This window comes from Ktedonobacter sp. SOSP1-52 (genome assembly GCF_016587395.1).
In genome coordinates this window covers 1,384,448-1,410,360 of record NZ_BNJH01000001.1, presented here as the reverse complement: position 1 = coordinate 1,410,360, position 25,913 = coordinate 1,384,448, and the positions used below count along the sequence as shown (strand labels likewise).

Sequence of the window (25,913 nt, the reverse complement as noted above, 5' to 3'; positions counted from 1 at the left end):
GAGGGAATAACGTGAAGCAAGATCTATTCTCACCGACCTCGCTAGGTTTTCTGCGTGTCGCGGTCGTGGTACCAGAATTGCGCGTGGCGGATATTCGCTATAATACACAGATTATTATTGATGCGCTACGGGAGGCGGCGGCACGCGGGTCCCGCCTGGCCCTCTTTCCTGAGCTATGCATCACCGGCTATACCTGCGCCGATCTTTTCTATCAATCCGTGTTGCTCGATCAGGCGAGCAAGGCCCTGCTCGCAATCGCCCAGGCAGCGGCAGAGGCACAGATAGCCGCCGTTGTGGGCCTGCCCATGCACCTGGGAGGAAAGCTCTACAACTGCGCCGCCTTCGTCAGCAATGGCAAAGTCCTGGGCATCGTCCCCAAAACCTATCTGCCAAGCACAAACGAGTATTATGAGGAGCGCTGGTTTAGCTCCGCCAAGGATGCCCCACTGAGCGAGATTCAACTCGCGGGCGAAAGCATTCCCTTTGGGACCGACCTGCTCTTCTCCGCCAACAATTTCCCTGGCTGTATGTTTGGTATTGAGATCTGCGAGGATCTGTGGGCGGTCCAGCCGCCCAGCGGCAGCATGGCCCTGGCGGGGGCGACCGTGATCCTGAATCCCTCGGCCAGCGATGAGATCCTGGGCAAGGCCGAGTATCGACGCGCGCTGATCCAGCAGCAGGCGGCACGCTGCCTGGCGATCTACCTCTACGCGGGGGCGGGACCGGGCGAGTCCACGACCGACGTGGTCTTCTCCGGGGGCGCCTACATTAACGAGAACGGGCGTATGCTGGCCGAGACGGAGCGCTTCCACTTCTCCACTCAGATGGCCGTGGCCGACGTGGATGTGCAGAGCATGAACCATGAGCGCCTGCGCAATAGCAGTTTCGCCTCGGCCCTTCCCGATAGGGCCTATCGCACGCTGGCTTTCAACCTGCCCGAGGGAGTTGGATCAAGAGAACAGGCAGAACTCCTGCGCAATGATCTCACGCCAACGCCTTTTGTCCCCGCCGATCCCTCGCAGCGGGCCAAACACTGTCAGGAGATCTTCCACCTCCAATCGGTGGGTCTGGCCAAGCGCCTCAAGCATACAGGCATCAAAAATATTACGATTGCCCTCTCTGGTGGCCTGGACTCGACGCTAGCCCTGCTGGTCGTCCAGCAGGCCTTCGAGATGCTGGGATTGCCACGCGAAGGGATTGTAGCAATCACCATGCCTGGCTTTGGCACCACGAACCGCACACGTTCCAATGCGGAGCGGCTAGCGGAATCTCTGGGCATCTCCCTGCGCCAGATCCCCATTCGCGACGCGGTTCTCCAGCACTTCAAAGATATCGGACACGATCCCAACCTGCACAATGTAACTTATGAGAATGCCCAGGCTCGCGAGCGCACACAGATCTTGATGGATATCGGCAATCAGGTTGGCGGCCTGGCGGTGGGTACTGGCGACCTCTCCGAGTTGGCCCTGGGCTGGTGCACCTACAATGCCGACCACATGTCGATGTACCACGTCAACGCCGGAGTGCCTAAGACGCTTGTGCGCTACCTGATCGAATGGTGCGCCGAGAGCGTCTATAGCGGCGTCACCTCCGAGGTGTTGCACGACATCAACGCCACACCCATCAGTCCCGAGCTGCTGCCCCTGGGCGAGAACGACGCGCTTGTACAGGAGACGGAGGCTACTATTGGCCCCTACCTGCTGCACGACTTCTTCCTCTTCCAGGTGGTGCGCCACGGCTTCACGCCGCGCAAGGTCTACTGGCTGGCCTGCCAGGTCTTCGCCAAACACCACCAGCCCGCCGAGGTCCTGGAGTGGCTGAAGACCTTCTACCAGCGCTTCTTCGCCGCCCAGTTCAAACGTTCAGCCATGCCTGATGGCCCCAAAGTAGGCTCCGTGGCCCTCTCGCCCCGTGGCGACTGGCGCATGCCCAGCGACGCCAGCAGCGCCCTCTGGCGCCAGGAGCTGGAGGAGCTGGAATAATTATGTGCTGGGGGCTGGCGTAGCCAGCCCCCAGCACATAATTATTCCAGGGATATAATAAAGGCTGGAAAGGAGTTCTTCTATAGAAGAAGAAAAATTGTAGATTGCGCAAGGATGTGGGTAGATGGCACACTCGCTTCAGCCAGGCGCGCAGGGTGCGCAGGAACCGTTCGACTTTAACCAGATCTTTATTGGGCGCGAGCAGCAGATGGCCGAGTTTTGCCGCTTGCTGCGTGAGTGGAAGTATATGCTGGCCCAGGAGGAGTTCAACGCGCCCGGCGCGCCAGAGCTGCCCTCGCCACGCAACAAGCTGCTGGGGCTGGTCGTGATGCTCTATGGCCGCGGCGGCTTTGGCAAGAGCACACTGCTCAACCGCTACTATGGCATTGCGGCTCAGGCGAACGAGCAGGGATTGGGTGGGCGGGTCACGCTCTGCGGTCCTGTGGATTGGGAGTTCGCCGTCGAGGGGCGGCGCACGATCTATAATCCCTCTCAGCCCTCCCAGGGGCAGGCCCTCGACCCGCTGGCATACTACAAGGATCTGTGCGCCCAGCTCGCCTCCAGGCTCGACAGACAATCTGGAGATTTTCGCACCTATCAGCAGGCGGTCGGCGAAGTGGAGAAGGTCAGACGCGAGAGCGGTAAGATTCTGGAGGAGGTCAGGCGCGAGCAGGATGATCTCGGCTCGGCCCTGCGCGGGGCAACCATCGATATCGTGGCCAGCGCCCTCAGCACCTATGTACCGGGAAGCAAGGGGATTGTCCAGAACGAGAAGGTCAAAAAGGGGGCGGACGCGCTACTCCAGCTGACGGGCGAGCAGATAGCCTACCTCTATCAGCGCTTTCAGCGTCGCCTGGGCGAGCGATTGGAGGAGTATCTGGACCCGGCGCGGCGGCTGGGTTTCGCGCTGGGGCGGGACCTGGCCCGTTGCGCCGCGAACTATCCCCTCCTGATCTTCTTCGATACCTACGAGGAGGTCGACGAGGGCGATCAGCTCCTGCGCCTGGTCATGGCCGCGGCGGGACCCCGCGTGGGCTGGATTATCGCCGGGCGCGACAACCTCTGGTCGGGAGTGGGCCAGCGTGAGCGCAGCACCACGCCCGAGTATGGCTACAAAGACCTTGTCCCTTTCGAGCGCGGCCTCTCGATCAACTTCAACTCCGAAGACGTCGGCGCCTTCACGCCCGACAACGTCCGCGAGTACTTCGAGCTGCTCTGCCAGCGCTTCCCCTGTGAGCCACCTCTGCCAATGCTAGCACAGGACGAGATCACGCGCGTCTGGGATGTCACGAAGGGCATTCCCCTGGCCGTCAATATTGCCGCAGCGCTCTACAGCGAGACCGTGGATATCAATCAGGTCACCGAAGAGGTTGAGGGGCGCAAAGAGATCATTGACAAGATGGTCTACCGCTACCTCCAGCATACGCGCATCGACGAGAGCGAGCGCGGCAAGCTCTACGCCCTGGCCCTGCTCCGACGCTCCGATGAGCCCATGATCCTGGCGCAGGCGCTCGGCCTGACGCCCGAAGAGGCAAAGACACGCTACAAAGAGACGCTCAACCACCTGCACCGCCGCTACAGCTTCATCTTCACCGAGAAGGGCGAGCCCTCGCTCCACCAGGAGGTACGCCACTTCCTGCGCCTCTTCCTCCTGGAGCGCCGCAAAGAGCCAGAGATCCAGGCCATCAACAGTTCGCTGAAAGAGAGCATAGAGACCGCCCTGCAAGCGCTAGAGCAGCGGCGAGCATATAGCACCCTCAAAGAGCGCCTGCAAGACGAAGACTGGACCGCCCTCTACCTCGACCTCTGCGAGCAACTCTACTGGCTCGACCCCACCGAGGGCCTGCGCCACCTGCTGCCATTTATGATCGTGGCAACCATCTATAACCGTAGGATCAATCGTGAGACAAGGCAAATAGGAGCCTTCTTCGCTAATTCACTTCCTATGCGAGAAAAAAGCAGGTGGAATTGGGCAACCAATGGGCTTATTTATTTCTATAGGCAGGAGTCATCCTCAGAAGCATTGGCACTTGAAGAACTCCACAGGCTCTATTCTCAGTCACCAGGAAGGCTTCCAGCGCTATTGAATTACCCTCAAGAACTTGAGGCCGCCCTCTACTGGCACCTTGGAAAGGCAAATCGCGGACAGAATGAAGCAAAGGCAGTGGAATGGTATGAGAAAGCGTTTGAACAACTACCTCAAGAAGAAGAGCTGAAAAAAGCATTAGCTGAAGCTTATTATGACCTTAGCTACAAACTTCACGGTGAAAAAAGATACAATGAGGGCATCCACTTTTTAAATCAGGCCATTGAGTTAGAACCGAAGCATATACATGCATTCATTGTACAAGGCATTACCTATGCCGAACTACACCAGTTTGACAAGGCCATTAACAGCTTTAACACTGCTATCCGCCTCGATCCCAGCTACGCTATTGCCTACTTAGGTCGAGGATATTCGTACTTACATGTTAAAGATATGGAAAAGGCACAACAAGACTTCGCAATCGCAACAGGAAAAGGCCCCGAATATGTGATGACTAAATGGATGCACACTTTCGCATCTTTAACCAATACAAGACCTGGACTGGATTTGGCGGAACGTTTGGAGCAGATTGCAGCAATTAACCCACAAGAATCTACGGCTCAACTTTGTCTAGGAGTCGCGCTTGGGCTGCGGGGAAAGCTCAAAGAAGGGCTAAAGAAATTAGAAGAGATGCTTCGAGAAGACCCTGAAGCGGAAGAGGAGCTTTTCTGGAAGGGAATGCTGTGTGCATACTACTATCGAGGAAGGCCGCACCTGGCTATCGAGGCGATCGAGCAGGCGCTGGCGAATGGCTTACCGCCGGTGTTATTGAGGCCACTCTACTGGCTGCGGGAGGATAATCCGTCGTTCTTTGAGCAGTATGCCAGACCGCTGCTGGAGCGGTATGGGGTGTGAAGCATCTTCCGCAACCTCCCACGCCCGGCAGGAGAAAAAGGTAGGTGCTTGTAAACCCCCATTCGGGGATGCAGCCGCACAACCTACCTTTTTTCTCCGGTTGGGCGTGGGGCATTCTTAGGGAAGTAAAAGTAGGTATGCTGTTTAGAAGCACTACTCGGTCTGTAATTGTTTGTTTGCTTTTAATGGAAAGGCAGGAGGCCAAATGACATTTACGACACGGGCTTATGTTGAGGAGGTGGATAAGCCAGCGGTGCTGGCGCTGCGCCGAGCATGTACGATACCTGAGAACGTAGCCGATTATCCCTCGCTGACGGATCTGCATGAGTTTCTTAATCCGGTGCGGGAGGGACAGCATACGCATATTCGGCTGTGGGAGGATGGCGAGGGCCAGCTCCTGGCTTATGCGAATGTGGCGCTTCCGTCTGGCTTCTTCTCATTCTTGATACATCCGATGGCATGGGAGACGAGCATTCCCGCAGAGATTATCGTCTATGCGACGGAGGTGCGCACCGCCAGTGGAGCGGGCGAAGAAGAGCGGGATTTAGGAACCAATTGCCGCGATAGCGATGAGCAGCGGCTACGCTACCTTCTCCAGGCAGGATTTGTGCTTGAAGAGGGTGAGGTACCCGTGATGGTGCGGACACTTGCCGATGAGATTCCTGAACCGAAGCTGCCAGCGGGCTACAGGCCGCGACATGTGGCGGGAGAAGCGGAGACCGAGGCATGTGTTGCACTGCATCGCGCCGTCTTCGGCACACAGAATATGACCATCGAGCAGCGCCTCTCAATCATGTGCGAGCCAGATTATGATCCTCGTGGGGATCTGGTGATCGAGGCTCCAGGTGGGATGCTTGTCGCCTATTGTATCTGCCAGGTGCATTCCGAGGAGAACGCGCAGAGTGGGCGCAACTGGGGCTATACCGATCCCATAGGTGTCCACCCTGACTACCAGCGCCGAGGACTGGGCAAGGCTGTACTCCTGAGCGGCCTGCGCTATCTCAAAGCGCGGGGTGTCGACACAGCCTCCTTCACGACCAGCAGCGATAATGCCGCCATGCTAGGCCTGGGCGCCGCCGCAGGCTTCCACAGGCTCTACGGCTACCACTGGCTCTCAAAAAAAGTGTAAATGTGTGGAGAGGCGCCCAGGCTGTGCCTGCGAGCCTCTCCACACATGACCATTGGACGGATTGTAAAATTCCTCTTGCTTTTACTGAGCAATTAGCGTATATTGATGGCATAAGATTATTTTTGGAGGAACGATTAGTGAGTAAACGAGCAACGTCAGGTACGCGAGTTTCCTGATGAGGTTTGCCCGAAGCTGACTTTTCCCGCTGCTTTCTTTGTGAGGCACTGTGTGCCTCTCTTTTGCATGTTCCTGGTTTGCTTTTGGCAGGCGTTGTCTCGTGGCAAAAAGCCTTCTGCTTGTTCGTCTCTTTTCGTCCTCTGAGACGTTCTCCTTCTGGAAACTCCTTCTCCCTGCTTAACCCCAATGTGTTCATTTTCCCATGCCAAAGTGATAAAAGATAAAAGGGGAAATGGTGGGGACACCCACGCCCCGGCAGGAGGGAGACCCTCCTGCTCCTCCCCTTCTTCAGACGGGCAAGGCTTTGAGGTTGTTTCGACAGAAGGAAATACCAGCTTTATGGATTTCTTGAAATCACTTAGTCATCGCGCATTTGCCCTGCTGTGGAGCGGACAGACTATCTCGCGCCTGGGTGATAGTTTCTATACGGTGGCGCTGGCCTGGTGGGTGCTGGAGAAAACGGGTTCGGCAACCACGATGGGCCTGGTGCTGATATTCGCTAATGCGCCGACGCTCCTGTTGCTCCTGCTGGGAGGCGTAGTTGTGGATCGCTTCTCGCGCCTGCATATGATGCTGGGCTCAGACTTTGCGCGGGCGGTTATTGTGGGCGTGGCGGCAGTGCTAGCCGCCATGCAGTTGTTAGAGGTCTGGCATGTGCTGATCATAAGCGCGCTCTTTGGTGTGGTAGATGCCTTTTTCTATCCCGCCTATACCGCCATTGTGCCAGAGGTGGTGCCGTCCGAGGCTTTGCCCAGCGCTAACTCGCTGCGCAGCATTAGCGGGCGCCTGGCGGGTATCATCGGTCCCCTCCTGGCGGGCCTGGTAATCGCCCAGGGAGGCACAGCGCTGGCCTTCAGCCTGGATGCCCTGTCTTTTATCGTCTCGGCTATCTGTCTGCTCTCCATGCCGCGCAAGGGTGCCCTGGTACGCACGATGGAAGCTGAATCGAGCGTGCTGAAGGACCTACGCGAGGGGATCGCAACGGTGCTCGCCTCGCCCTGGCTATGGGTAACCATCGCCGTCGCGGGCCTCAGCAACCTGACTCTGAGCGGCCCCCTGGACGCGGCGATGCCCCTGCTCATCAAGCTGCGCTTTGGCGCGAACGCCCAGCTCTACGGCTTTATCCTGGCCTTCGAGGCCACGGGCTCGATTCTGGCGGCGATCTGGCTGGGACGCATGAAACGCCTGCGCCACCGGGGCTACCTGGTCTATCTTCCCTGGATGGTCGCGTCACTGATGCTCTTTGTCATGGGCTTGCCCCTGGTGCTTGTGGTGATGTGCCTCGCGATGTTCGTATTGGGAGCGGGTACGAGCACGCTCAACCTGGTCTGGGCTAATAGTCTGCAAGAGCTGGTGCCGGACGAACTCCTGGGGCGCGTCTCCAGCATAGACGCGCTTGGTTCCTACTCGCTTCTGCCCATCGGCTACGCCCTGGCGGGCATAGCCGCCGACCACATCGGACCCTCGATGACCTTCCTGTTTGGCGGCCTCCTCAGCCTGCTTATCGTCGGCCTGGGGCTACTGCGTCCTGGTGTGCGCAACGTAGATTAGCTCAATAAGATACAGCGCCGCCTCCTGAGCGGAGGCGGCGCTGTATCTTATTGAAACATATGTAATATTTACGCCAAACCCTCCTGGGTATGGTAGCTTCCACACCTTTACACTGCTTCAGGCTTACAAGCTGGCACGATAAAGTCTTCCAATAGGCGCCTGACTGACGAACCTGGTACAGGTTCACATGTGGTAGCGACAACGAGGTCGAGCTGCGGCCACGGTTTTACATCAGGTGTGGAAATGGTTGCCGTAAACGACGCTACTAAAGTTCGCGCCCCGGCTCGCCCTCGGCGATCAAGTCCCTCATGAATTGCAGGCTCGTCTGGATGCGTGCAACATCGATCTCACCCTCGGAGTCGACAGCTCGCGCCTCCAGGCTCAGAGCTCCCTCGAACTCGGCTGCTTTCAGTTGCCGCACAAAGCGATGAAAATCGATATGACCCTCACCCGGATGCAGGTAGTACCTCCCCTCGCTTGAGGCGAGCAGGCCATGGTGATCTTTCAGATGCACATGGCGTACCAGCTTTGCCTGCCAAAGCCAGGAGGCTGTGAAGACGGCTTCAAGCTGGTCATGCCACGCCAGGAACTCTGTATCCAGGGCCACGCGCGCACGAGGATCATGCTCAAAGGCTTGCTTGACGTTGGAGAGGGGGTCAGCACGATTACAGGGAATGGTCTCGATAGCCAGCGTGAGCCCATACTGCTCGGCGAGATCCAGGCAACGCGCTAAGGGTTGCAAGTTATACTCCAGATGGAAGTCAGACGATGGCATCCCCCACAAATGCAGCACTGCGATCTCTACCCCTAGCTGTTGGGCGAAGATGCAATTCTGCTCAAAGCGCAGGACTCCCTGCTCTCGCTCGCTTGCATCGCCGCTGCCGAAGCATTCGCCGATGCTTTTCTCCGTATGCATTACTGGAAAAGGCAGCTTGCAGGTGCGTAAGGCTCGAACAACAGGCTCCGGCTCTTGATACCAGCGAGGATAAAACATAATTTCCAGGCCATCCGCCACAAACTCCTGGCTATACTTCAAGATGACCTCGTGGCAGTGAGGGTCAGAACTGCGGGTGAAGGCACCAGTTGAACAGAGTACTTGCATTTTTCTCCTTTGTAGCCGCGTACGCCAGTAGCGGGCTCACTCACTAACCGAGATTTCACTCCCCACAGGGGAAGCGGCGGGAAGCGGCTCGGCGACGTGTGGGGCAAGACGGGCCTGGCGAACGCGGCGCGCATTGCCCAGGATAAAGTAACCAAGCGCGATCAGCAAGCCCGTGACGAGACAGCATTGCCAGAAGAACGTCGCGCCCAGGTATTGCAGGGCAAAGCCACCCAGCGCGGGCGCGATAACGGTTGACAGGGCGCGTATAGTCTGAAAGACACCTTGATAGGTACCACGCAGGTGCTTTGGCGAGATATCGACAATGATGGCTGTCGAAATGGGATAGTTCAGGATCTCACCTACCGTCCAGATCATGACTCCCACGAGATAGCCAGGATAGGAATGCCACCAGCTAAACACGCTCATGCCAGCTCCCAGGAAGAGAGCGGCAATCGCCAGCGAGGTGTTCGGCGAGCGTCGATTGAAGAACGCGGTGAGCGGCAGGCTGATGAGGACCACCTGGACGGCGTTGATGGCCATGACCGAGCCATAGATAAGTGGACTCAGACCGTGCGCCTGCATATCAAGCGGCATAGCGGTCACATGCTGGAAATATACTATATCGAAGAGCAGCGCTAATAGTGCGTAACTCCAGAGCCAGGGATCGGCCAGGGCTACGCGCAGCAACCCAGGTCGCTCGGCACTCTCCTCACTCTTGACTGTGCGAGGCAGGCGTGTCTCAGGAACGCCAAACCAGATCAGGACGCCAAAGCAGAATGTGGTGAGCGCGTCGCCCAAGAAGAGTAGCAGATACGAGACGGGAGCCAGCAGGCCCGCGATGATCGGGCCAACGGCTGAACCAATATTGTTCGCCCAGTAACGCAGACTATACGCCTGCGCCAGCTTATCACGCGGCGTCATATCGGCAATCGCCGCCGAGGTCGCGGGACGCGCGAGATCATTAAACAGCATATAGATGATCGCCAGGACCACAATCAGCCAGACGTTCCCCGCAAAGCTCAAGGCCAGCATCATCACCGCCGCAGCCAACAAACTGATCAGGATCGTGACCCGGCGACCAAGCATATCGGCCAGCATTCCACCACATGCACCCGCCGCCAGCGAACCTAATCCCATGAGCGAGACGACCAGCGCGGCCTCGCTAATAGGGAGGTGCCGGAAAGAGGTAAGATAGAGCGCGAAAAAGGGCATGACAAAGTTTCCAGCACGATTAATAAAAGAGCCTGTGATAAGGAACCAGAAGGGGCGCGAGAATTGGAGATTTGTAAAAAAGGTTTTGAATCGATTTAGAGGCGATAGCAAAAGAAGATCCTTCCATGTATAGAGCATACAGAGATACATCATTACCTGAACAGTTTCAGTGTATAATCCCTGGGGATAGCTCGTCAAGGAAACGGCTACTGGGGAACCCGTTACTGGTGTATGCGGTTACTCCTGCACCAGAGGAGTAATCGCATACACCAGTTCAGAAAGATACATTATTTTGTGTAGATGGTATAATTACATTAAAAGCTTCTTTCGCTATCTAGAGCACTTAGGATCTTATGCAGTAGTAAAATGTTATTTATAGTGGGAAATGCAAGCTCAGCTTTGGCTGAAAGATTAGAGCGGTTTCATGGCACTTTTGCATTGTTGTATAAAAATACAAGAACTGAACGAATCATTTGATTACCCATGGAAACAAGAATCTACGCGAAGTCGCCCTGACCTTTGATGATGGGCCCTCCCCCAATTTTACAGCGAAGGTACTGGACGTTCTTGAAGCGTATCGAATTAAAGCCACCTTCTTCTGCATCGGACGCCAGGTTCAGGCCTTTCCTGATCTGACGTTGCGCGCCTATAAGGCCGGGTATGAGATTGAAAATCATAGCTGGAGTCATCCCGTCATGACCGGTTTAAGCCTGGAGGGCCAGTACTGGCAGTTGCAACATACCAACAACACGATCGAACGAGTGACCCACCAGCGACCCCTTGTGATACGTCCCCCCTATGGAGCGTATAACGCATCTTCACTTCAGCTCGCAACCAGCCTCCGACTGGTCACTGTGGCCTGGGATGTTGATGCACACGACTGGTCGCGCCCCGGCACGGATACAATTCTGCATAATGTGCTCGACCATGTGAAGAATGGCTCAATCATCCTGATGCACGATGGGGGAGGCGACCGCTCCCAGACGCTTGCCGCCCTACCCACCATAATAGAAACCCTCTTTGAGCGTGGCTATCGCTTTGTGACCATACGCCAGCTACTCTCGCGCCTGCCCCACGAACACAAATGAGAGGACCTGGGCTCTGTATTATCTTTCGCTCCTGAGTTCAGACGCGGTCGGAAGGGCTTGCTGGATCAATGAGACAGTATGTTCGATGAGTAGCTTATGCACTGGCAGCAAGATGGGGGAGAGCAACCTTGCTGTTAGAGCATAGAGCTGGAGACCAGCCTGCACCTGTTCGTGCAGAGTGAGGGCCTGTCCGCGTTCGTCCTCAATACCAAAGGCGGCGCGGCGCAGGCGCACCCATTCTGGCTGATCATCCATAGCGTGCGCCACCTCGTCATAGATAGCATTATCACCAGAGAGCAGGATACCACGCTGCACTTTCATTACACGACTCATGCTCCAGGACATGCCAAAACGAGCATTCAACAGGCGTCCGACGTCATTGCGGCGCAGACCCTCCAGTCCCTTGCGAGCCTCCTCGGCGTTGCCTACCAGCATCTCGCTCGCCCAGCGGTTGGCCTGCTGCTGCATAGCATCATCCCATACAAAGACTTTGGCCCGGGCCTGGATCTGAGCAAAATAGCCCTCGCGATCCAGCAACGCCCGAGCACAGCGCACACCAGCAATTGTATCAGTCGCCGCCTGTGGCTCATGAAACCAGCGCTCGACTTCATCCGGTCCAACCGTACTCACAACCAGCAAGTGCTCCTGATAGAGAAAGCTCTCTGGCTCAGAGGGCTCTGCTTTATATGTAAAGCGTACCAGGTCGATATCGCTATAGGGTCCAGCCTCACCTCGCGCATGGCTCCCCATCAAGACAAGCGCGCGCACCTCTGGCACATCAAAACGCGCTACCAGATCATTGAATGCAATACTCATTTTATTTACTAGCCACTTTAACTACGTCGCCTTACAATTTTTTGATCCCGATTCGAAGTTGTGTCAAATAAGAGATCGCAGGCAGGCAATAAACAAAGTATAACATGATATACTCTCATAGAAGAATACAAGCAAGAACAAGCGAGGAAAGATGTTTACCCTTGAGACTGAACGCCTCCTCCTGCGCGACTTTACCCTGGAGGATTGGGAGGCCATCAATGCCATTGTTTCAGATCCAGAGGTCACACGCTATATGCACTTCTCTAACTGGGATGAGACCAGGCGCCGCGAATGGCTGGACTGGATGGTTGCGTATGCCTCCAATCCTCAACGTGACGCGTATAATTGGGCGCTTACGCTTAAAAGTAACGCGACACTGATTGGATGGTTGGGTATCGGCGGTTCCAGCCATGAGGAGGGCGCGCGCTCCTTTGGCTACGCTCTCGGTTCACGCTCCTGGAATCATGGCTATATGACAAAAGCATTGCAGACCGTACTTGACTATGAGTTTAACGTTCTAGCAACATCTCGTATTGTTGCTGAGTGCGAAACGCGTAATATCGCCTCCGCGCGGGTAATGCAGAAATGTGGTATGACTTTTGTAGGAACGTTCTTTGACCAGGACTTCGAGGGTAACTGGGCAGAGCGCCATCATTATACGATCAGCTCATGAATGAACTAGCAGATTTGCACGAAGCAATCGAGACATTGTACGGGACTTTCGCCAATTATCCATTGCGTCACCCCGTTATAGGCTGTCCTTGCTGCGTTTCCAGGGCAGATCAGGAGCGGATTGCCTCTAAAGTTCTGCGCCAGTTGGATGGCTACGACCTGGAGCGGTTTACATGGAAGGCTATGAGCACCTGGGGAGATGAGGACGACTTCAAACATTTTCTGCCGCGTATCCTGGAATTGGTGAGTGACGCCCAGGAGCGGAGAGACCTACCGTATCTCTTCGTCATCTTTGGGAAGCTGGGCTACTGCAAAGAGTGGACAGAGCGAGAGCGTGAAGCGGTCACCAACTATCTGCTAGCACTCTGGCGCTGGATACTGGCGGGCCATCCGGGGCGCGAGGAGGATAGCCTGCTCGCCAGTGAATATCTGGAGGCGATGCTCTATGGTATCGATGATTTGGCGCCTTTTCTGAACGCCTGGCGAGATATGCGCATGCCTTCGTCGCTGCGCCAGCTCGCCGAGATGATCAACAATCATACCTGGGACAGCCGATTAGCCAAAAGCAGCCAGGTCCAGGCCTGGCTACGCGAGGATGCAACCGGGCAGATGCTGGAAGAGGGATTTTACACATACATAGATGAGGACTGGGTAGAGGAACTGGCGCTGGCGGTGGAGGTGTGGGAGTGGACTGCGAATAGCGCGCCCCAGTAGCCGCGTACGCCAGTAGCGGGCCCGCTACTGGCGTACGCGGCTACTGGGGCTGCGCACTGGCATATGCGGCTACTGGACGTGACTACTCGCTGAAACCGTTGATCAGCATGTCGCCCCAGGCCTGGCGCTGGGGCCCGGCGGGGTCGTGCTCGACGTGACTCTCGCGGTCGAAGACCATGGTCGCGCGCTCTTCAGGGTATAGGCGGGCCAGTTGGGGCCGGGGACGCCTGTGCGGGCGAAGGCGAGCCAGGCCGAGCTCATGGCGTCGGCAATGCCCTGGAGTTCGGGGCCGCCACCACCGGTAAAGCCTACGGCATTGGCCAGGTTATCGAAGACGAAGGGAATCTCCAGGGCGTGCGTCGACTTCAGGCGCCCATTCAGGATCGGGGTCTCCCAGGTAAAGAGGTACATATAGACCGGGGCCGTGCCCTGGGCGTATTTGTGCTCGGCCAGGGTGATGGAGTTGATACGCATCATGCGGTCACTACCGATGGCCGTGTAGATGTCTGCGGGACTGCCCTGGGGCTGCGCGTCACGATAGGCTGCGATCAGTTCATCCGTTTTGTCCCCCGCGAATTGGCTCACGCGAGCGCGCAGACTCGCCTCGTCGAGCGTCGCCAGTCCGGTATCGGCCAGCGTAAAGAGGGTGATCTCGTCTTTGTTTGTACCGATCAGTAACGGCACATTAGCGGAGATGGCGGGGGCGACGGGATCAAAGGGCTGCTGTGGGATGACCACGCCATCCATGACTGGTCCCCAGCCTGCCAGCGCGTTCGGGTTAATCCTGGCGTTGGCCTCCAATAGCCGCCCGACGGGGATATCACGCAGGCGCTCAATCTCGCCGGGGGCGATCTCAAGCTCACGCAGGAGCTTCTCGGCGCGGTGAGTCGCCTTCGCACGTGGACTCACACGCAGGGCGGGACCGCTCTGGATGATGGCGCGATGGAAGAGGCCTTGCGCGGCAGGCATGGCCATGAGGATGCTGACCTTGGCTCCGCCACCCGATTCACCAAAGATCGTGACATTACTGGGATCGCCACCGAAGGCCGCGATATTGTCGCGCACCCACTCCAGGGCCGCCACGAGGTCGAGCATGCCGACATTGCCGGAGGCTGCGTACTCCTCGCCCGCCAGTTCGCCCAGGTAGCAGTAACCCAGCGGACCAAGGCGATGGTTGACCGTCACGATCACGGCATCGCCCCGGCGTGCCAGATTGGTCCCTTCGTAGAAGCCCGCCGAGCCCGAGCCCATGGTAAAGCCGCCACCATGGCACCAGAACATTACTGGTCGTTTGCCACCGTCATTGAGCGCGGGGGTCCACACGTTCAAATAGAGGCAGTCCTCGCTTAGAGGCTCTGGCTCCGCGCCGCCACTCAATGAGAGCATCACTCCCAGGCCGCCCTCTGGCTGGGGACTGCTAGCGCCATAGCGCAAGGCATCGCGCACGCCGCTCCAGGGTTCGGGCTTCTGTGGAGGAAGAAAGCGTCTACGCCCGGCGGTCGAGGCTCCATAAGGAATACCTTTGAAGACATAAATGGAATTTCTCGTGGCGCCTCGGACCTGGCCCGAGGCAGTTGCAACAATCGGGTCCATCATGGTTCTTCTTCCTTTCTATACTTTCCGTTGTCCCATGCCCATGCAGGGTTGTCCACAATAACCGTGTATGCTAGTAGCGGGCATCCCACGCCCATGCAGAGTGGAGAAGATAGTGCTTCTAAACCCCCCATTCGGGGGCACAGAGGCACTACCTACCTTCTCCACCCTGCCGGGCGTGGGGACATTCGCGTAGTCAAGTGAGGGTAGGTGCGCCCTTTAGAAGCACTACCCGAACTGCCTACAAGTTAGCGATACTCTTCGGTGAGCATCTTCTCCAGGGGCGCGATGCTGTCGGCCAGGCCACCTTCGCGGTTACGGGCCAGCCAGACCTGGCGGAAGTCGCCGAGAAGGCTCTGGACATCCTTGCGCGCGCGCTCTAATAGATCGGCATTGGTGGAGTCATGCGCCAGTTGAACGCGCAGGCTGGCATGGTGCATCAAGCGGCACACCAGTTCGTACTCCTGCACAATCAGCGCGGCTTCAGGGCTTTGCAGGCGGATGCTCACGAGCTCACGCTCGATCTCCAGAAGTTGCTCGTCGGCCTGGATGAAGGTCTGGAGCGGGAAGAGCGGGTCTTCTTTCACCTGCGCGAGCGGGCGGTGCAGAGCCCAGAAGTGAGGCGTGCTATTATGAATGATCTCAAAGAGCTGGTAGACATTACCCAGGCGCGCGATAAGCTGGCCCATCTCCCCCTGCTCATCCTGAAAGGCATAGCGACCCGTCAGAGCTGGGATATCGCTGTCGGAATTGCTCGCCAGGCACCAGGAGTAGGCGGCACCCGCTGCGTAGCCAGGATAGCTTATCGGCAAGGGCTGCCAGTGTCCGTTATCACCCCAATCGGTGTTGAGATAGCCGCTGGCACCATAGGTTCGGGCCGCCTCAGCCGCGCTACGCAGGTTCCCCAGGGCGTTATCGATGCGCCCCGCCAGCGAGTTCCACGAGGAGGTGCCTGGGCAGACATAGAAGGACATACCAGACGCCGCCAGGTGCTCGCTGCGCTCGGCGAAGGGATGGTTATCCTCATAGCCCCATTCGAGAGCAATCATATCACGTGGTAACTCTTTAAAGAGCTCGGGGTAATCATTCAGGATATCGCTCCAGAACTGCACAGTGCGCCCCTGACGTTGCGCGATATCGCGAATCTTGAGCACATACTCCAGGTAGACCTGGTCCAGTCCGCGCTCCTGGCAGGCCTCCTGGCTCTGGCCGTGTCCCACATCAAAGGTCTCGTCACAACCGATGTTGACCACGCGGCTCGCAAAGTGCGGAAGCAGCTCACTAAGGAGTTCTTCCACCAGGGCCAGGCTGCCAGGCTGAACGGGGGCGAGGCTGAAGGGTCCCTCTAGCGTTCCCCAGGGAACGGGGAAGCTCCCGCTCGTTTCGGCCAGGTGCGCGTAGGTTGGATGAATTAGCCAGCGCTTCATATGTCCAAAGGTGTTCTGGTTGGGCACCAGCTCTACAAAGCGCTCGCGGCAATAGGCATCCAGCTCCAGAATCTCTTCGCCTGTCATGGGTGAGGACTTGCCCCACACCTCCTGATGCGCGCGATAGGCAAAGGTATGCTCAGTGTAGAGTTGAAACTGGTTGATCTTCCAGGAGGCCAGGAGATCGATGAGCTGGAACAGCGTCTCCATGGTCGGCACTTTATCGCGGCTGATATCAAGCATCACGCCACGTGCCAGCACATCGGGCCAATCGAGGATCTCCAGGCAGGGCAGGACACGCCCACACTGCTGGAGCAATTGGATCAGCGTACAAACGGCGTAGAAGAGGCCCACGGGCGTCCGCGCCGTAAGCGTGATGGCCTTAGATGTCACCTGGAGCTGGTAGCCCTGCTCGTGGCCCTCCTGCTGCGGATCAAGGACGAGCTGTATGCCAAATTCATCACTCGCCAGGCCTGCTCCAGAGGCACGGATCTCAGCCGTTACAGCCGCCTGGTCGAGCAGGGCATGCTGCAAGCGTTGCGCGATGGGGAAGATAGCCCCGGCCTCGCTGGCGTGCAAAATAATAGAGGTGCGGGCTGGGAGGATGCAAAGATCCTCGTCTCGGCGCACTGAGCGCGGCGCGGGCAGGAAATAAAGGTCTTTGAGGTCGTTCATAGAGAGCGGTTTTCCCTTCCATGCAAATAATCATGAGTGCCTATCTATCAATTAAAAACACCCACCGCTGACTTTGTCAATTGGAAGAGTTCTTTATCCTTGAGGCCTCTTTCGTTTCAAGACAAAGAGGGGGAAGAAGCAAAGAAACGTGTGCCACCCTGCTGGCGAAAGAGGGCTGGGGTCAGGCCAGTGCGCTGGCGAAAGAGCGTGGTAAAGTAGCGGACGTCGGGGTAGCCGCAGGCCTGGGCGATCTCTTTGATCGGCATGCGGGCCTGCCGGTCCAGGAGAAGCTGCGCCGCCATCTCCAGCCGCAACCTGGTGAGATAGTCCATAATCGAGTCGCCCGTGACCTTGCGAAAGAGACGCGCAGTGTGGCGCTCACTGAGATGCACCTGGGCCGCCAGGTCACGCATAGTAATCGGACGGGCATAGTTATCATACAGGTAGCGCTTGATTGTCTGCGTCACGGCCTCCTCTGGACTACGAACCGGCGTGGGAAGCGGCTCACACAAGTCACTCGTATCCACGACGGAGCGCGCAGTATCCAACAGGAGCTTGATGACCAGGCCTTCAACAACCTGGAGATAGCCCGGCTCACGACGCGTGCCCTCCTCAGTCAAGAGTTCGAGCGTGCGCAGCATCGCCGTGGTACGCGCACTAACCACGGATGGTGAGGCGAGATAGGCCCGGAGGAGCTCGTCCACGCCCGAAGCAGGCGCATTGTATGCATCAGCTCGCTCATAGAGCGTATACGACCAGAAATAGATACCCAGCGGGTCCTCCTCGGATGAGATAATCTCATGCGCCACACCGGGTTTCGCGATAAAGACATCGCCTGCCTGGACAGCATAGTCCACTCCAGCGAAGCGGAAGAGACCCTGGCCCTGGAAGGCATAGCAAACCTCAAAGAAGGAATGAGTATGCAGGTAATTCCGCCACCAGCGCGGCCCGATAAATCCCCACCCCACAATCTCACTCTGGAAGCTGCCCAGGCATAACGAGAGCGTGAGATGGCTGAGATCAGTAAAACGATGGCGCGGCGCGAGACTATCCAGAGTAGGCCTCCTCTCTTTAGAGATAACATGTGAACCACAATGAGAGATATCTACCCATCATAGGTGCTCGATTTATCGCGCACAAGGCGATTTATCGCAGGAATACCGAACTACAAGCCTCTTCCCATAACAAGAGACGCTTCATGGCATGCACCACCAGATGGTGGGATTGGTCGTCACCCGGTATTATTGCGATAAATCGCCTTGCGCGCGGTAAACCGGGCGCCTATGGTGTTTGGGTTGCGGGCTGCTATTGCTGAAGAGTCAGCGGATCAATACCCCGCAGGATCATCCCCTGCCCACGTGACTTATGTGTATCGACGGTAGGCGGATCGGCGGGATCACGCATCTGAATCAGGACGGTTGTGCGCGCCTCACTGCTTACATTCACGCCCGAGCCATGAATGGTCAGGTAGCTAAAGAAGAGCACATCCCCAGCCTCGGCGGGACAGGGCTGCGACGCCTCAAGGGGATACTCATCAAACGAGAGGTGCCAGCTCCCCTCGGGATTATGCGGAACCGGACCCAGCTTATGGCTGCCCGGCACCACGCGGACACAGCCCTTCTCCAGCGGCGCGTCATCGAAATGCACAATCGCCGCGATCATGCTATGGTTGGCATGCGGGAAAAAGGGATGATCCTGGTGCAGCGGGAAGGGCGATCCCTTCTCGGGCGGCTTGATAAACATCTTTGTATGATGCAACTGCACATTCTGGCTGCCAATAACATCAGCCGCAACACCTGTAATCCGTTCATCGAGGATCAGACGACCAAACGAGGCCGCGTAAAACTGCACATCATGACAATGCAGGATTTTTGTATCGGTCGCCATGATCGCGTCGCGCGCACTGCCCCAGGTCGCATCGATATTACGCTGGGCTGCCAGCCGATCCGCCAGTTCATGACACTCTTGACGATATGCTGCCGCTTCCTCTCTGGAGAGCAATCCCTTTACCAAAATATAGCCGTTTTCATGGTAGAACGCCAGTTGTTCCTGTGTAAGCATGCCAAATCTCCTTGCCGCATGGCACTCATTACAACGATCAAACTATAGCCATAGTCTAACCTCCAGCCTGACTGAGAACAATCAAGCGCAGGGACAACCTTGTTTGTAAAACGGACATGGATATAGATAGACAAAACGTGGTAACTTCGGTTAGCGTTTGCTACAATAGCCTGTATGGTTGCAAAAACACATTTCTCAGAAGATACTTTGAAAGATATTCTCTCCCGTTACACATTGGGGGAGCTTCTCGCGTTTGAGCCAGTTACCACAGGAACGGTACAGACGAATTACTTTCTTCAGACGACACAGGGTAGATTTGTTTTCCGCTACTATCAGAATCGCTCCCTGGAGTCCGTCTTGTTTGAAAGCGAGCTCATTCGCTACCTGAAGCGCAACAATTATCCCTGCCCGGCTATATTACAAGATAGAAACGGGGAACATGCTGGCATCTATAACGAAAAACCGTATGCCATCTTTGAATTTGCCACAGGCCAGCATCTAGAGCATCCTAACGAGGCACAGAAGAGGCAACTTGTCCAGCAGGTTGCCGAGCTAAACACCATCACCAGGGACTATAAACCACTGCATACACCATATAGGTTGAACTATAATGTAGAGACTTGCTGGGAACTAGCTCAAGAGGCCACTCAAAGGATCAACACTGCTCAAGCCAGAGAAAAACTACAGTGGTTTGAGCATACGCTCGCAGGGCTCCATCTACCGCCATCCCTCCCCAGGGGAGTCTGTCACTGTGATTTCCATTTCTCCAACCTGCTCTTCACAGACGGGAAGTTTAGCGCTTTAATTGACTTTGATGATGCCAACTACACGTTCCTTCTCTATGATCTCGCGGCCTTGATCAATCCTTTCCACGTGTCTTTCGACTGGAACACCTGGCCTCGTTTTCAGGAGGAAGAGAATGTATTCGATTTCAACGAGACAAGGACTATCTTGCAGGAATACACCAGGCATCGAGCTTTGAGCAAGGACGAAAAGTGGCATCTTTTTGATGTGTATAAATTGAGTATCCTCTTTGATGCAATCTGGTATTTCGAGCGCTGGGAGGGAGAGGATTTTTACGAGAGACGCAAAATCGCCTACCTTGATCGTTTAGGAAGAGAGAATTTTATAGCTGGCTCTCTCCTTCCTCAAAGACCAGCCAGAGAGAGTTCTTCATGATCGAGAAATTCCCCACCTCTCAAGGAGAAGAGTATGAGGCCCTTAAGGATGAACGGACCGGAAGACAACGCGAAGCGCTTCACTTTGTCTTCCGGTCCGCTCATCCTTAAGGGCTGTTGTCATGAAGAGTGACCCTCAGCCTCACATCAGTTGTTGAAGTAGTGCTGTTCGAGGTCCGGGAGAAGTTGCGGGTGCATAGGCCGCCATCCCAAGAGTTCCTGGGTCTGTGCACTCGACCTCGGGCGGTCGACCGCCGCCACAGTGCCGAGAAAAGAGCCGAAGTGGGCGTCAGCCTCTTCACGGGAAATGCTGACCACTGGCAGGTTCAGGTGACGACCGATGACACTGGCAATGTCGCGGAATGGCACACCCTCATCGCCGACCCCGTCAAGCCGTGACCCCGCCGGGGCGCTTTCCAATGCCAGGCGGTACAGGCGCGCCGCATCGAGGCGATGGACGGCAGGCCAGCGGTTGGACCCGTCGCCGATGTAGGCAGAGACGCCCTTCGCGCGGGCGATGTTGATCAGCATCGGCACGAAGCCCTTGTCGCCCTCGCCGTGCACGGATGGGCAGAGAGTGACGACCGACGATCGCACTCCAGCCAGTGCGAGCACCGCGTTATCCGATGCCTCCCCGTTTAGGTGAGCGGTGGTCACGAACGGCTTGCCTGTGCCCTCAAGCGCCGCCCCCATCGTCTCGACGGCGCGCAGATCGGTAGTGAGCGCGGCCGCGAAGTCCGAGAGGTCGTGTTGAAACGCCAGGTGAATGACGCCATCCACTGCCGCCGCAGCGGCGCGAAGACTGTCGAGGTCGTCAAGGGTACCACGATGCACCTCGGCTCCAGCTTCCTTCAATGTCGCGGCACCCTTGTCTGAGCGGGTAAGACCGACGACCGTATGACCAACACCGATGAGTTCGCGGACGACGGCGGAACCGATGAAGCCTGCTGCTCCTGTGACGAAAACACGCATAAGAAAGTTCTCCTTCTACTGGTAAGATCAAGCATGAATGTGATAAAATGAGGGTACCTCCACCTACAAAACGGAGGAACCCTCAGGTTTACCTCTCTATAATAACGGAGGAACCCTCACTTTGTCAAGTACCAATCTCCCTGGGAGAAAGGAGGGGCATAAAATGAACGAGCCAACGCCAGCCAACCGCCCAATGCGAGCTGATGCCCAGCGCAACTACGCCAGCCTGCTGAACACGGCGCGAGCCGCAGTTTCCGAGCGCGGCGCTGACATCGTCCTGGAGGACATTGCCAAATCGGCTGGGGTCGCCATCGGAACGCTGTACCGTCACTTCCCCACGCGTCAGGATCTCCTTGAAGCTGTGTTCCTGGATGAGACCAACGAATTGAGGGCGCACGCTGAAGAACTTGCAAGCGCTCCTGTTCCTTTCGATGCCTTGATGAGCTGGCTTCGTCTCCAGATGGACTTCGCGGCTCGAGGGCGGAGCATGGGAGCAGCCATCATGGCTGCCAAGCATGTTCCGGGAACGAGAAGCTATGCTGCGAACAAAGCGATGCACGAGGCGGGAGAAGTCCTCTTGCTCCGCGCCCAGGCTGCAGAACAAATCCGAACGGATGTCCATATGCTCGACGTGATACGACTCGTCTACGGAATCGCCCTGGTGAACGAATATGCGTCCGACCCTGATGGGGCCAACCGCATGCTCGATCTCGTCATCGCCGGAATCAGAACAAAGCCGAGTCGGGACTGAAAGGTTGTGTGTCACCTCTCGGCTAGGAGTCGATCCTCTTGACGACGGCGTCAAAGATAGGTTACGCATATCCGCGTAATTTTTTGACCGACTCTCTAGAAATGACCGCCCGCGCCACCACCAGAACTACTTGGAGGTGTGTAAGTAGCCCTTTTCCGGAACGCGTGAAGATCCAGTAACAGGCACTGCCTCAGGGGCACTAGGAGCTTACTACATCAGTATATCAAGCCCCTTCATCATTTGCGCCTGATCATCGAGCAGGGGCATGAGATCGGGCGTGTTGGGCAGGTCATTGTCGAAGTAGAGCGCTCCACAAGAGGTATCCAGGTAGCTATCGAAGGCACAGCAATTTATCAGGGGTTACCATCAACGATATAAATATGAGCTGGCTGACCTAAAAAGAAAGAGGAATAAGTGAAGCGAGGAGAAAAGCACGCCAGGGCAAGCACAGAGAAGTGCTCTGATTGCGGCACCCCACTCGTCCTCATAGGTCATGGCAGTGAGCAAACGAGTGGCCGGAAGATATGGAGCCATGCTAATGAGCACTGGTCCTGGTACCAGTGCCCTTATTGTGGACTCTACACACGCATAAGCCTCTTCGATGACTGGCCCTTATCGACACTTGATCAGCGCGAGGTAGATATTCATGAGCGCCTGATACCAGACCCATTTGAACCAAGTGAAGAGTACAGCGCGACCTGGCCCGTTATACAACAGTGCCTGGCATGCCAGGGCATATATCAAGTTTCTGCCATACGCACCTGGCAGAGCCAGGAGAGCACACTCGTACCTAAGACAGAAAAAACGCTCCAACGTCTACCAGTCGAAAGCAATTCTCTCCAATTTTCACGACAGAAACCCCTCTGCCATTGTGAGCATATTGAAGAAGGAAGAGGAAACCCTGAACAGGTTTTGGAGGCACTACCGCAGGAATGCATTTTACTTATCCCAGAAAAGCATAAGAGCAAGCGAATGTGGGCCGCGAAGTACCTTATCGAGCAATGTGGAGCCCTTGTCACGACATGGCCATACCCTCTCAAGGTTACAGAAGCTCTAATAGCCCTCCAAACTTATGGACCTGACCCCGATTATCCCCATGAAAGCAACATGTATTTTGCCTGGAGTCCCTCAGCCCAGCAAGGTGCTATCTGGAGTGAGTTCAGATCTCGCCCCGAAAGCATATGGGTCAGGATAGTTTCCCCTTAATCAGAACACCGCTGGAGCTAGAGCAAGTACCCAACCTTTACGCGTAACAAGGTGGGAGCCAGGGAAGTGCCATCTAATTGCTCGACCCCAACAAACTGCATAAAGCGGTAGAAGCGTGGTCCGGCAGATCCTGATACAATCGACGCCACCCCTCCTGGATTCCCTATCGCAGGAGGGAGGCAATCTGTGTCATTATGCTTCGTTGAGCATATCCTGTGAGGCGTTCCACAATCTTACAGCGTTCTCAGGGTCGATGGCATGTGCCGCTACCCCCCTACGAATGCCAGGCTGATGTGGCCCAGCTTCGTTACAATCTTCAAAGTAGCGACCGCTGACACCCTCCACGAGCGGTGAGGCGGCCAGCAAAATAGAGGTCGCCGCGCCTTGCTCAATATTTTTAATCGATACCCCTGTGCTTGCTGGGCCTGACTGTGCGGGGTTCACTGGCGCATCTTTCATGTGGCGTCCAAGATTGGTACTGGCGATTCGACCAGGGTTCAGCGCATTGGCAACGATACCATCACTTGCCCAGCGCCTGGCCGCTTCTACTGCAAACAGAATGTTGGCCGTCTTGGATTGTCCATAAGCAACCCACGTATCATAGGGGCGAGCATGAAAGTCGATGTCATCAAAATCCACCTCGCCATTGATATGACCCACCGAACTGACCGACACAATACGAGCGTGTCCCGTCGCTGCCATCGCGTCATGCAAACCAAGCGCCAGCGCAAAGTGGCCGAGATGGTTCGTGGCGAATTGCATCTCGTGCCCCTGTGCACTGACCTCCCGCTGTGGAATGGCCATGACTCCGGCGTTGTTAACGAGGATATCAAGTGAACCCTCCCAGCCTCTCACAAACGCACGGACCGAAATCAGGTCTGACAAATCGAGCTGCCCGACACGAATATACTGGTTGCCTGTCGTCTGCCTGATGTCTTTGGCTGCCTGTTCACCTGCATCAGTATTACGGACGGCGAGCATCACTTCAGCACCAGCTTGTGCTAGAGCACGAGCCGTTTCCACTCCGATACCGCTTGAGCCACCTGTGACAAGCGCTCGTTTCCCACGGAGATCTATACCTTCAATAACTTCCATCGCGGTTGTTCTCGCACCGAACGGTGTTGTGATTAATTCTGTCATTTGCTTCCCACCTTTATTAGTTATCTTACTGACCTCGACAGAGAGAGGTAAAGAATGAGGAGGGAAAGCCGATAGAAGGAGGAATGGGAGCACCAAGAAAAGCCGATTGGCGAGAAGAAAGACGCAAACGCGCCTGGGTCCTCAAACATGAGGGATGGAAACAAAAAGATATTGCCGTGGCATTGGGAGTGAGCGAAGGAGCCGTGAGCCAATGGATCAAACAAGGAAGAGAAGGGGGAGAAAAAGCCCTCAAAGCGCATCCTGCAAAAGGAGCGACACCTCGCTTGACGGCTGAACAGAAGGCGCACATTCCGACGTTGTTGGCGAAAGGAGCATCAGCCTATGGGTTTGTCGGGGAGGTCTGGAATAGTCGAAGACTAGCCCAAGTGATCAAACGAGAGTTCAAGGTGAGCTATCATCCCGACCATTGTGGTCGCCTTGTCCGCGAGATGGGGTACAGTATCCAAAAACCGGTGGAACGAGCGACACAACGTAATGAGGAGGCAATTGAAGACTGGAAAGAACATGAGTGGCCCGCTCTAAAAAAAAAGCCGCACAAGAAAGGCGAACGATCGTTTTTGTAGACGAATCAGGCTTTTATCTTCTGCCGATGATGGTGAGAACCTACTCCCCGAGAGGACAGACCCCGATAGTGCGTGTCAAGTTGACCCGCGATCATCTCTCGGCAATTGGAGGCATCACCCAAGAAGGGCGAATCTTCATGCAAACACAAGAGCACGCCTATAGAGCCGAAGACGTCGTACGATTTTTACGAGCCTTACTCCGCAAGATCTCAGGCAAGTTGCTCATTATTTGGGATGGCTCGCCAATCCATCGCGCGAATGTGATCAAAACCTTTCTCTCCAGTCCAATAGGGAAACGGGTGCATCTCGAGCGGTTGCCTGGCTATGCTCCTGACCTCAATCCTCAGGAATACGTGTGGAATCTCCTCAAACGCCGCGAACTCAAAAACCTGTGTTGCCAGGATCTCACTCACCTCAACCAAGAGCTTGTGCGTGCCAAAGAGCGCCTGCGTCATCGACGCGATATCCTTCAACGTTGTTTTTCTTATGCACTTGGTGAAGTTTAGTTGTTTATGACGAGGTCAGTAAATTCTTCACAATGCTCTCGTACTCTTGATGCTCAAGAGATGATGCCCTCTTCATGTCCGTAGTATAAAAAACCTCAAGCGCTTGAGGTCAAGACCTTTCAGTATTTCTCTTTATACTAATATTGCTGCTCTTCTATTTGCATTTTTTATAAACTTATGTTATAGTTGCAAAGGTTACTGTAATATAATGTTTTGCTCGTAGTTGGCTCCTATATATACCAGGAAAGGTCCTGGTGCTTCCATAGTCGTATAACATATTCTCCTATCCACATGCTAGAGGGTTTGCATGTTCACTAGCAGGGCACGTGGGACGGGAGAAGGTTGGTAAGGATGGGATGGAGAGGGGTTTCCACAATGAGACAACTACTACGTTTGCCACAATCACTACTACTAAGCAGCCCAATCTTCCTCGTGG

Annotated in this window: 21 protein-coding genes; 11 read left to right on the top strand and 10 right to left on the bottom strand. The window is 55.9% G+C overall.

Annotated features, from left to right (window positions below):
* Positions 1-11: 11 nt before the first annotated feature.
* The 4 genes from JMJ16_RS06425 (at position 12) to JMJ16_RS06410 (ending at position 7,780) form a co-directional block, all read left to right on the top strand.
* Positions 12-1,982 (top strand): NAD(+) synthase, encoded by a 1,971-nt coding sequence (locus JMJ16_RS06425; protein ID WP_201379403.1) that lies wholly within the window; start codon positions 12-14, stop codon positions 1,980-1,982.
* 124 nt (positions 1,983-2,106) lie between these two features.
* A complete protein-coding gene (locus tag JMJ16_RS06420; RefSeq protein ID WP_201379396.1) occupies positions 2,107-4,923 on the top strand; it encodes a tetratricopeptide repeat protein in 2,817 nt (938 codons plus the stop codon).
* A gap of 205 nt (positions 4,924-5,128) precedes the next feature.
* Complete coding sequence (locus JMJ16_RS06415) at positions 5,129-6,052, top strand: GNAT family N-acetyltransferase (protein ID WP_201379394.1); 924 nt, start codon at positions 5,129-5,131, stop codon at positions 6,050-6,052.
* Between the two features lie 516 nt (positions 6,053-6,568).
* Positions 6,569-7,780, top strand: a complete 1,212-nt coding sequence (locus JMJ16_RS06410) for an MFS transporter (protein ID WP_201379392.1) — start codon at positions 6,569-6,571, stop codon at positions 7,778-7,780.
* Positions 7,781-8,045: 265 nt separating this feature from the next.
* Here the strand turns inward: JMJ16_RS06410 and JMJ16_RS06405 are convergent, their stop codons facing one another.
* Positions 8,046-8,882: a sugar phosphate isomerase/epimerase gene (locus tag JMJ16_RS06405; protein ID WP_201379390.1), complete on the bottom strand. Its 837-nt coding sequence runs from the start codon at positions 8,880-8,882 to the stop codon at positions 8,046-8,048.
* Between the two features lie 36 nt (positions 8,883-8,918).
* Complete coding sequence (locus tag JMJ16_RS06400; RefSeq protein WP_255553167.1) at positions 8,919-10,232, bottom strand: MFS transporter; 1,314 nt, start codon at positions 10,230-10,232, stop codon at positions 8,919-8,921.
* Between the two features lie 335 nt (positions 10,233-10,567).
* Here JMJ16_RS06400 and JMJ16_RS06395 point away from each other — a divergent pair, with 335 nt between their 5' ends.
* The gene (locus JMJ16_RS06395) at positions 10,568-11,182 is read left to right on the top strand and encodes a polysaccharide deacetylase family protein (protein ID WP_201379387.1); all 615 of its coding nucleotides are present in this window, start codon (positions 10,568-10,570) and stop codon (positions 11,180-11,182) included.
* Between the two features lie 18 nt (positions 11,183-11,200).
* Here the strand turns inward: JMJ16_RS06395 and JMJ16_RS06390 are convergent, their stop codons facing one another.
* The gene (locus tag JMJ16_RS06390; protein ID WP_201379385.1) at positions 11,201-11,998 is read right to left on the bottom strand and encodes a nucleotidyltransferase domain-containing protein; all 798 of its coding nucleotides are present in this window, start codon (positions 11,996-11,998) and stop codon (positions 11,201-11,203) included.
* Between the two features lie 151 nt (positions 11,999-12,149).
* Between JMJ16_RS06390 and JMJ16_RS06385 the strand changes: the two genes are divergently transcribed.
* Entirely contained in the window at positions 12,150-12,671 is a 522-nt protein-coding gene (locus JMJ16_RS06385) for a GNAT family N-acetyltransferase (protein ID WP_201379382.1), read from the top strand.
* Complete coding sequence (locus JMJ16_RS06380; RefSeq protein ID WP_201379380.1) at positions 12,668-13,384, top strand: hypothetical protein; 717 nt, start codon at positions 12,668-12,670, stop codon at positions 13,382-13,384. Before JMJ16_RS06385 ends, JMJ16_RS06380 begins: the two co-directional genes overlap by 4 nt.
* Positions 13,385-13,486: 102 nt before the next feature.
* Here JMJ16_RS06380 and JMJ16_RS06375 read toward each other — a convergent pair whose 3' ends face one another.
* The 4 genes from JMJ16_RS06375 to JMJ16_RS06360 all read right to left on the bottom strand — a co-directional run bounded on the left by JMJ16_RS06375 (position 13,487) and on the right by JMJ16_RS06360 (position 19,140).
* Entirely contained in the window at positions 13,487-14,980 is a 1,494-nt protein-coding gene (locus tag JMJ16_RS06375; protein WP_201379379.1) for a carboxylesterase/lipase family protein, read from the bottom strand.
* Positions 14,981-15,225: 245 nt separating this feature from the next.
* The gene (locus JMJ16_RS06370; protein ID WP_201379377.1) at positions 15,226-17,079 is read right to left on the bottom strand and encodes a family 20 glycosylhydrolase; all 1,854 of its coding nucleotides are present in this window, start codon (positions 17,077-17,079) and stop codon (positions 15,226-15,228) included.
* 116 nt (positions 17,080-17,195) lie between these two features.
* Positions 17,196-18,047 carry an AraC family transcriptional regulator gene (locus JMJ16_RS06365; RefSeq protein WP_201379375.1) on the bottom strand — a complete coding sequence of 284 codons (852 nt, stop codon included), beginning with the start codon at positions 18,045-18,047 and terminating at the stop codon, positions 17,196-17,198.
* A 337-nt stretch (positions 18,048-18,384) separates the two neighbouring features.
* Entirely contained in the window at positions 18,385-19,140 is a 756-nt protein-coding gene (locus tag JMJ16_RS06360) for a phytanoyl-CoA dioxygenase family protein (RefSeq protein ID WP_201379373.1), read from the bottom strand.
* A gap of 207 nt (positions 19,141-19,347) precedes the next feature.
* On the opposite strand from JMJ16_RS06360, the gene JMJ16_RS06355 reads away from it, so the two are divergent.
* The gene (locus tag JMJ16_RS06355; RefSeq protein ID WP_236601228.1) at positions 19,348-20,319 is read left to right on the top strand and encodes a homoserine kinase; all 972 of its coding nucleotides are present in this window, start codon (positions 19,348-19,350) and stop codon (positions 20,317-20,319) included.
* Between the two features lie 146 nt (positions 20,320-20,465).
* Here JMJ16_RS06355 and JMJ16_RS06350 read toward each other — a convergent pair whose 3' ends face one another.
* The gene (locus JMJ16_RS06350; RefSeq protein WP_201379369.1) at positions 20,466-21,290 is read right to left on the bottom strand and encodes an SDR family oxidoreductase; all 825 of its coding nucleotides are present in this window, start codon (positions 21,288-21,290) and stop codon (positions 20,466-20,468) included.
* A 163-nt stretch (positions 21,291-21,453) separates the two neighbouring features.
* Between JMJ16_RS06350 and JMJ16_RS06345 the strand changes: the two genes are divergently transcribed.
* The gene (locus JMJ16_RS06345; protein ID WP_201379367.1) at positions 21,454-22,041 is read left to right on the top strand and encodes a TetR/AcrR family transcriptional regulator; all 588 of its coding nucleotides are present in this window, start codon (positions 21,454-21,456) and stop codon (positions 22,039-22,041) included.
* Between the two features lie 1,223 nt (positions 22,042-23,264).
* On the opposite strand, the gene JMJ16_RS55895 is transcribed toward JMJ16_RS06345, so the two are convergent.
* Together JMJ16_RS55895 and JMJ16_RS06335 are read right to left on the bottom strand one after the other, a co-directional pair.
* Positions 23,265-23,396: a hypothetical protein gene (locus tag JMJ16_RS55895; protein ID WP_255553166.1), complete on the bottom strand. Its 132-nt coding sequence runs from the start codon at positions 23,394-23,396 to the stop codon at positions 23,265-23,267.
* A gap of 43 nt (positions 23,397-23,439) precedes the next feature.
* Complete coding sequence (locus JMJ16_RS06335) at positions 23,440-24,387, bottom strand: SDR family NAD(P)-dependent oxidoreductase (protein WP_201379365.1); 948 nt, start codon at positions 24,385-24,387, stop codon at positions 23,440-23,442.
* Between the two features lie 83 nt (positions 24,388-24,470).
* Here JMJ16_RS06335 and JMJ16_RS53700 point away from each other — a divergent pair, with 83 nt between their 5' ends.
* Both JMJ16_RS53700 and JMJ16_RS53695 read left to right on the top strand, forming a co-directional pair.
* Positions 24,471-24,971 (top strand): winged helix-turn-helix domain-containing protein, encoded by a 501-nt coding sequence (locus JMJ16_RS53700; protein WP_236601227.1) that lies wholly within the window; start codon positions 24,471-24,473, stop codon positions 24,969-24,971.
* Positions 24,917-25,477, top strand: a complete 561-nt coding sequence (locus JMJ16_RS53695; protein ID WP_236601089.1) for an IS630 family transposase — start codon at positions 24,917-24,919, stop codon at positions 25,475-25,477. Before JMJ16_RS53700 ends, JMJ16_RS53695 begins: the two co-directional genes overlap by 55 nt.
* Positions 25,478-25,913 lie beyond the last annotated feature (436 nt).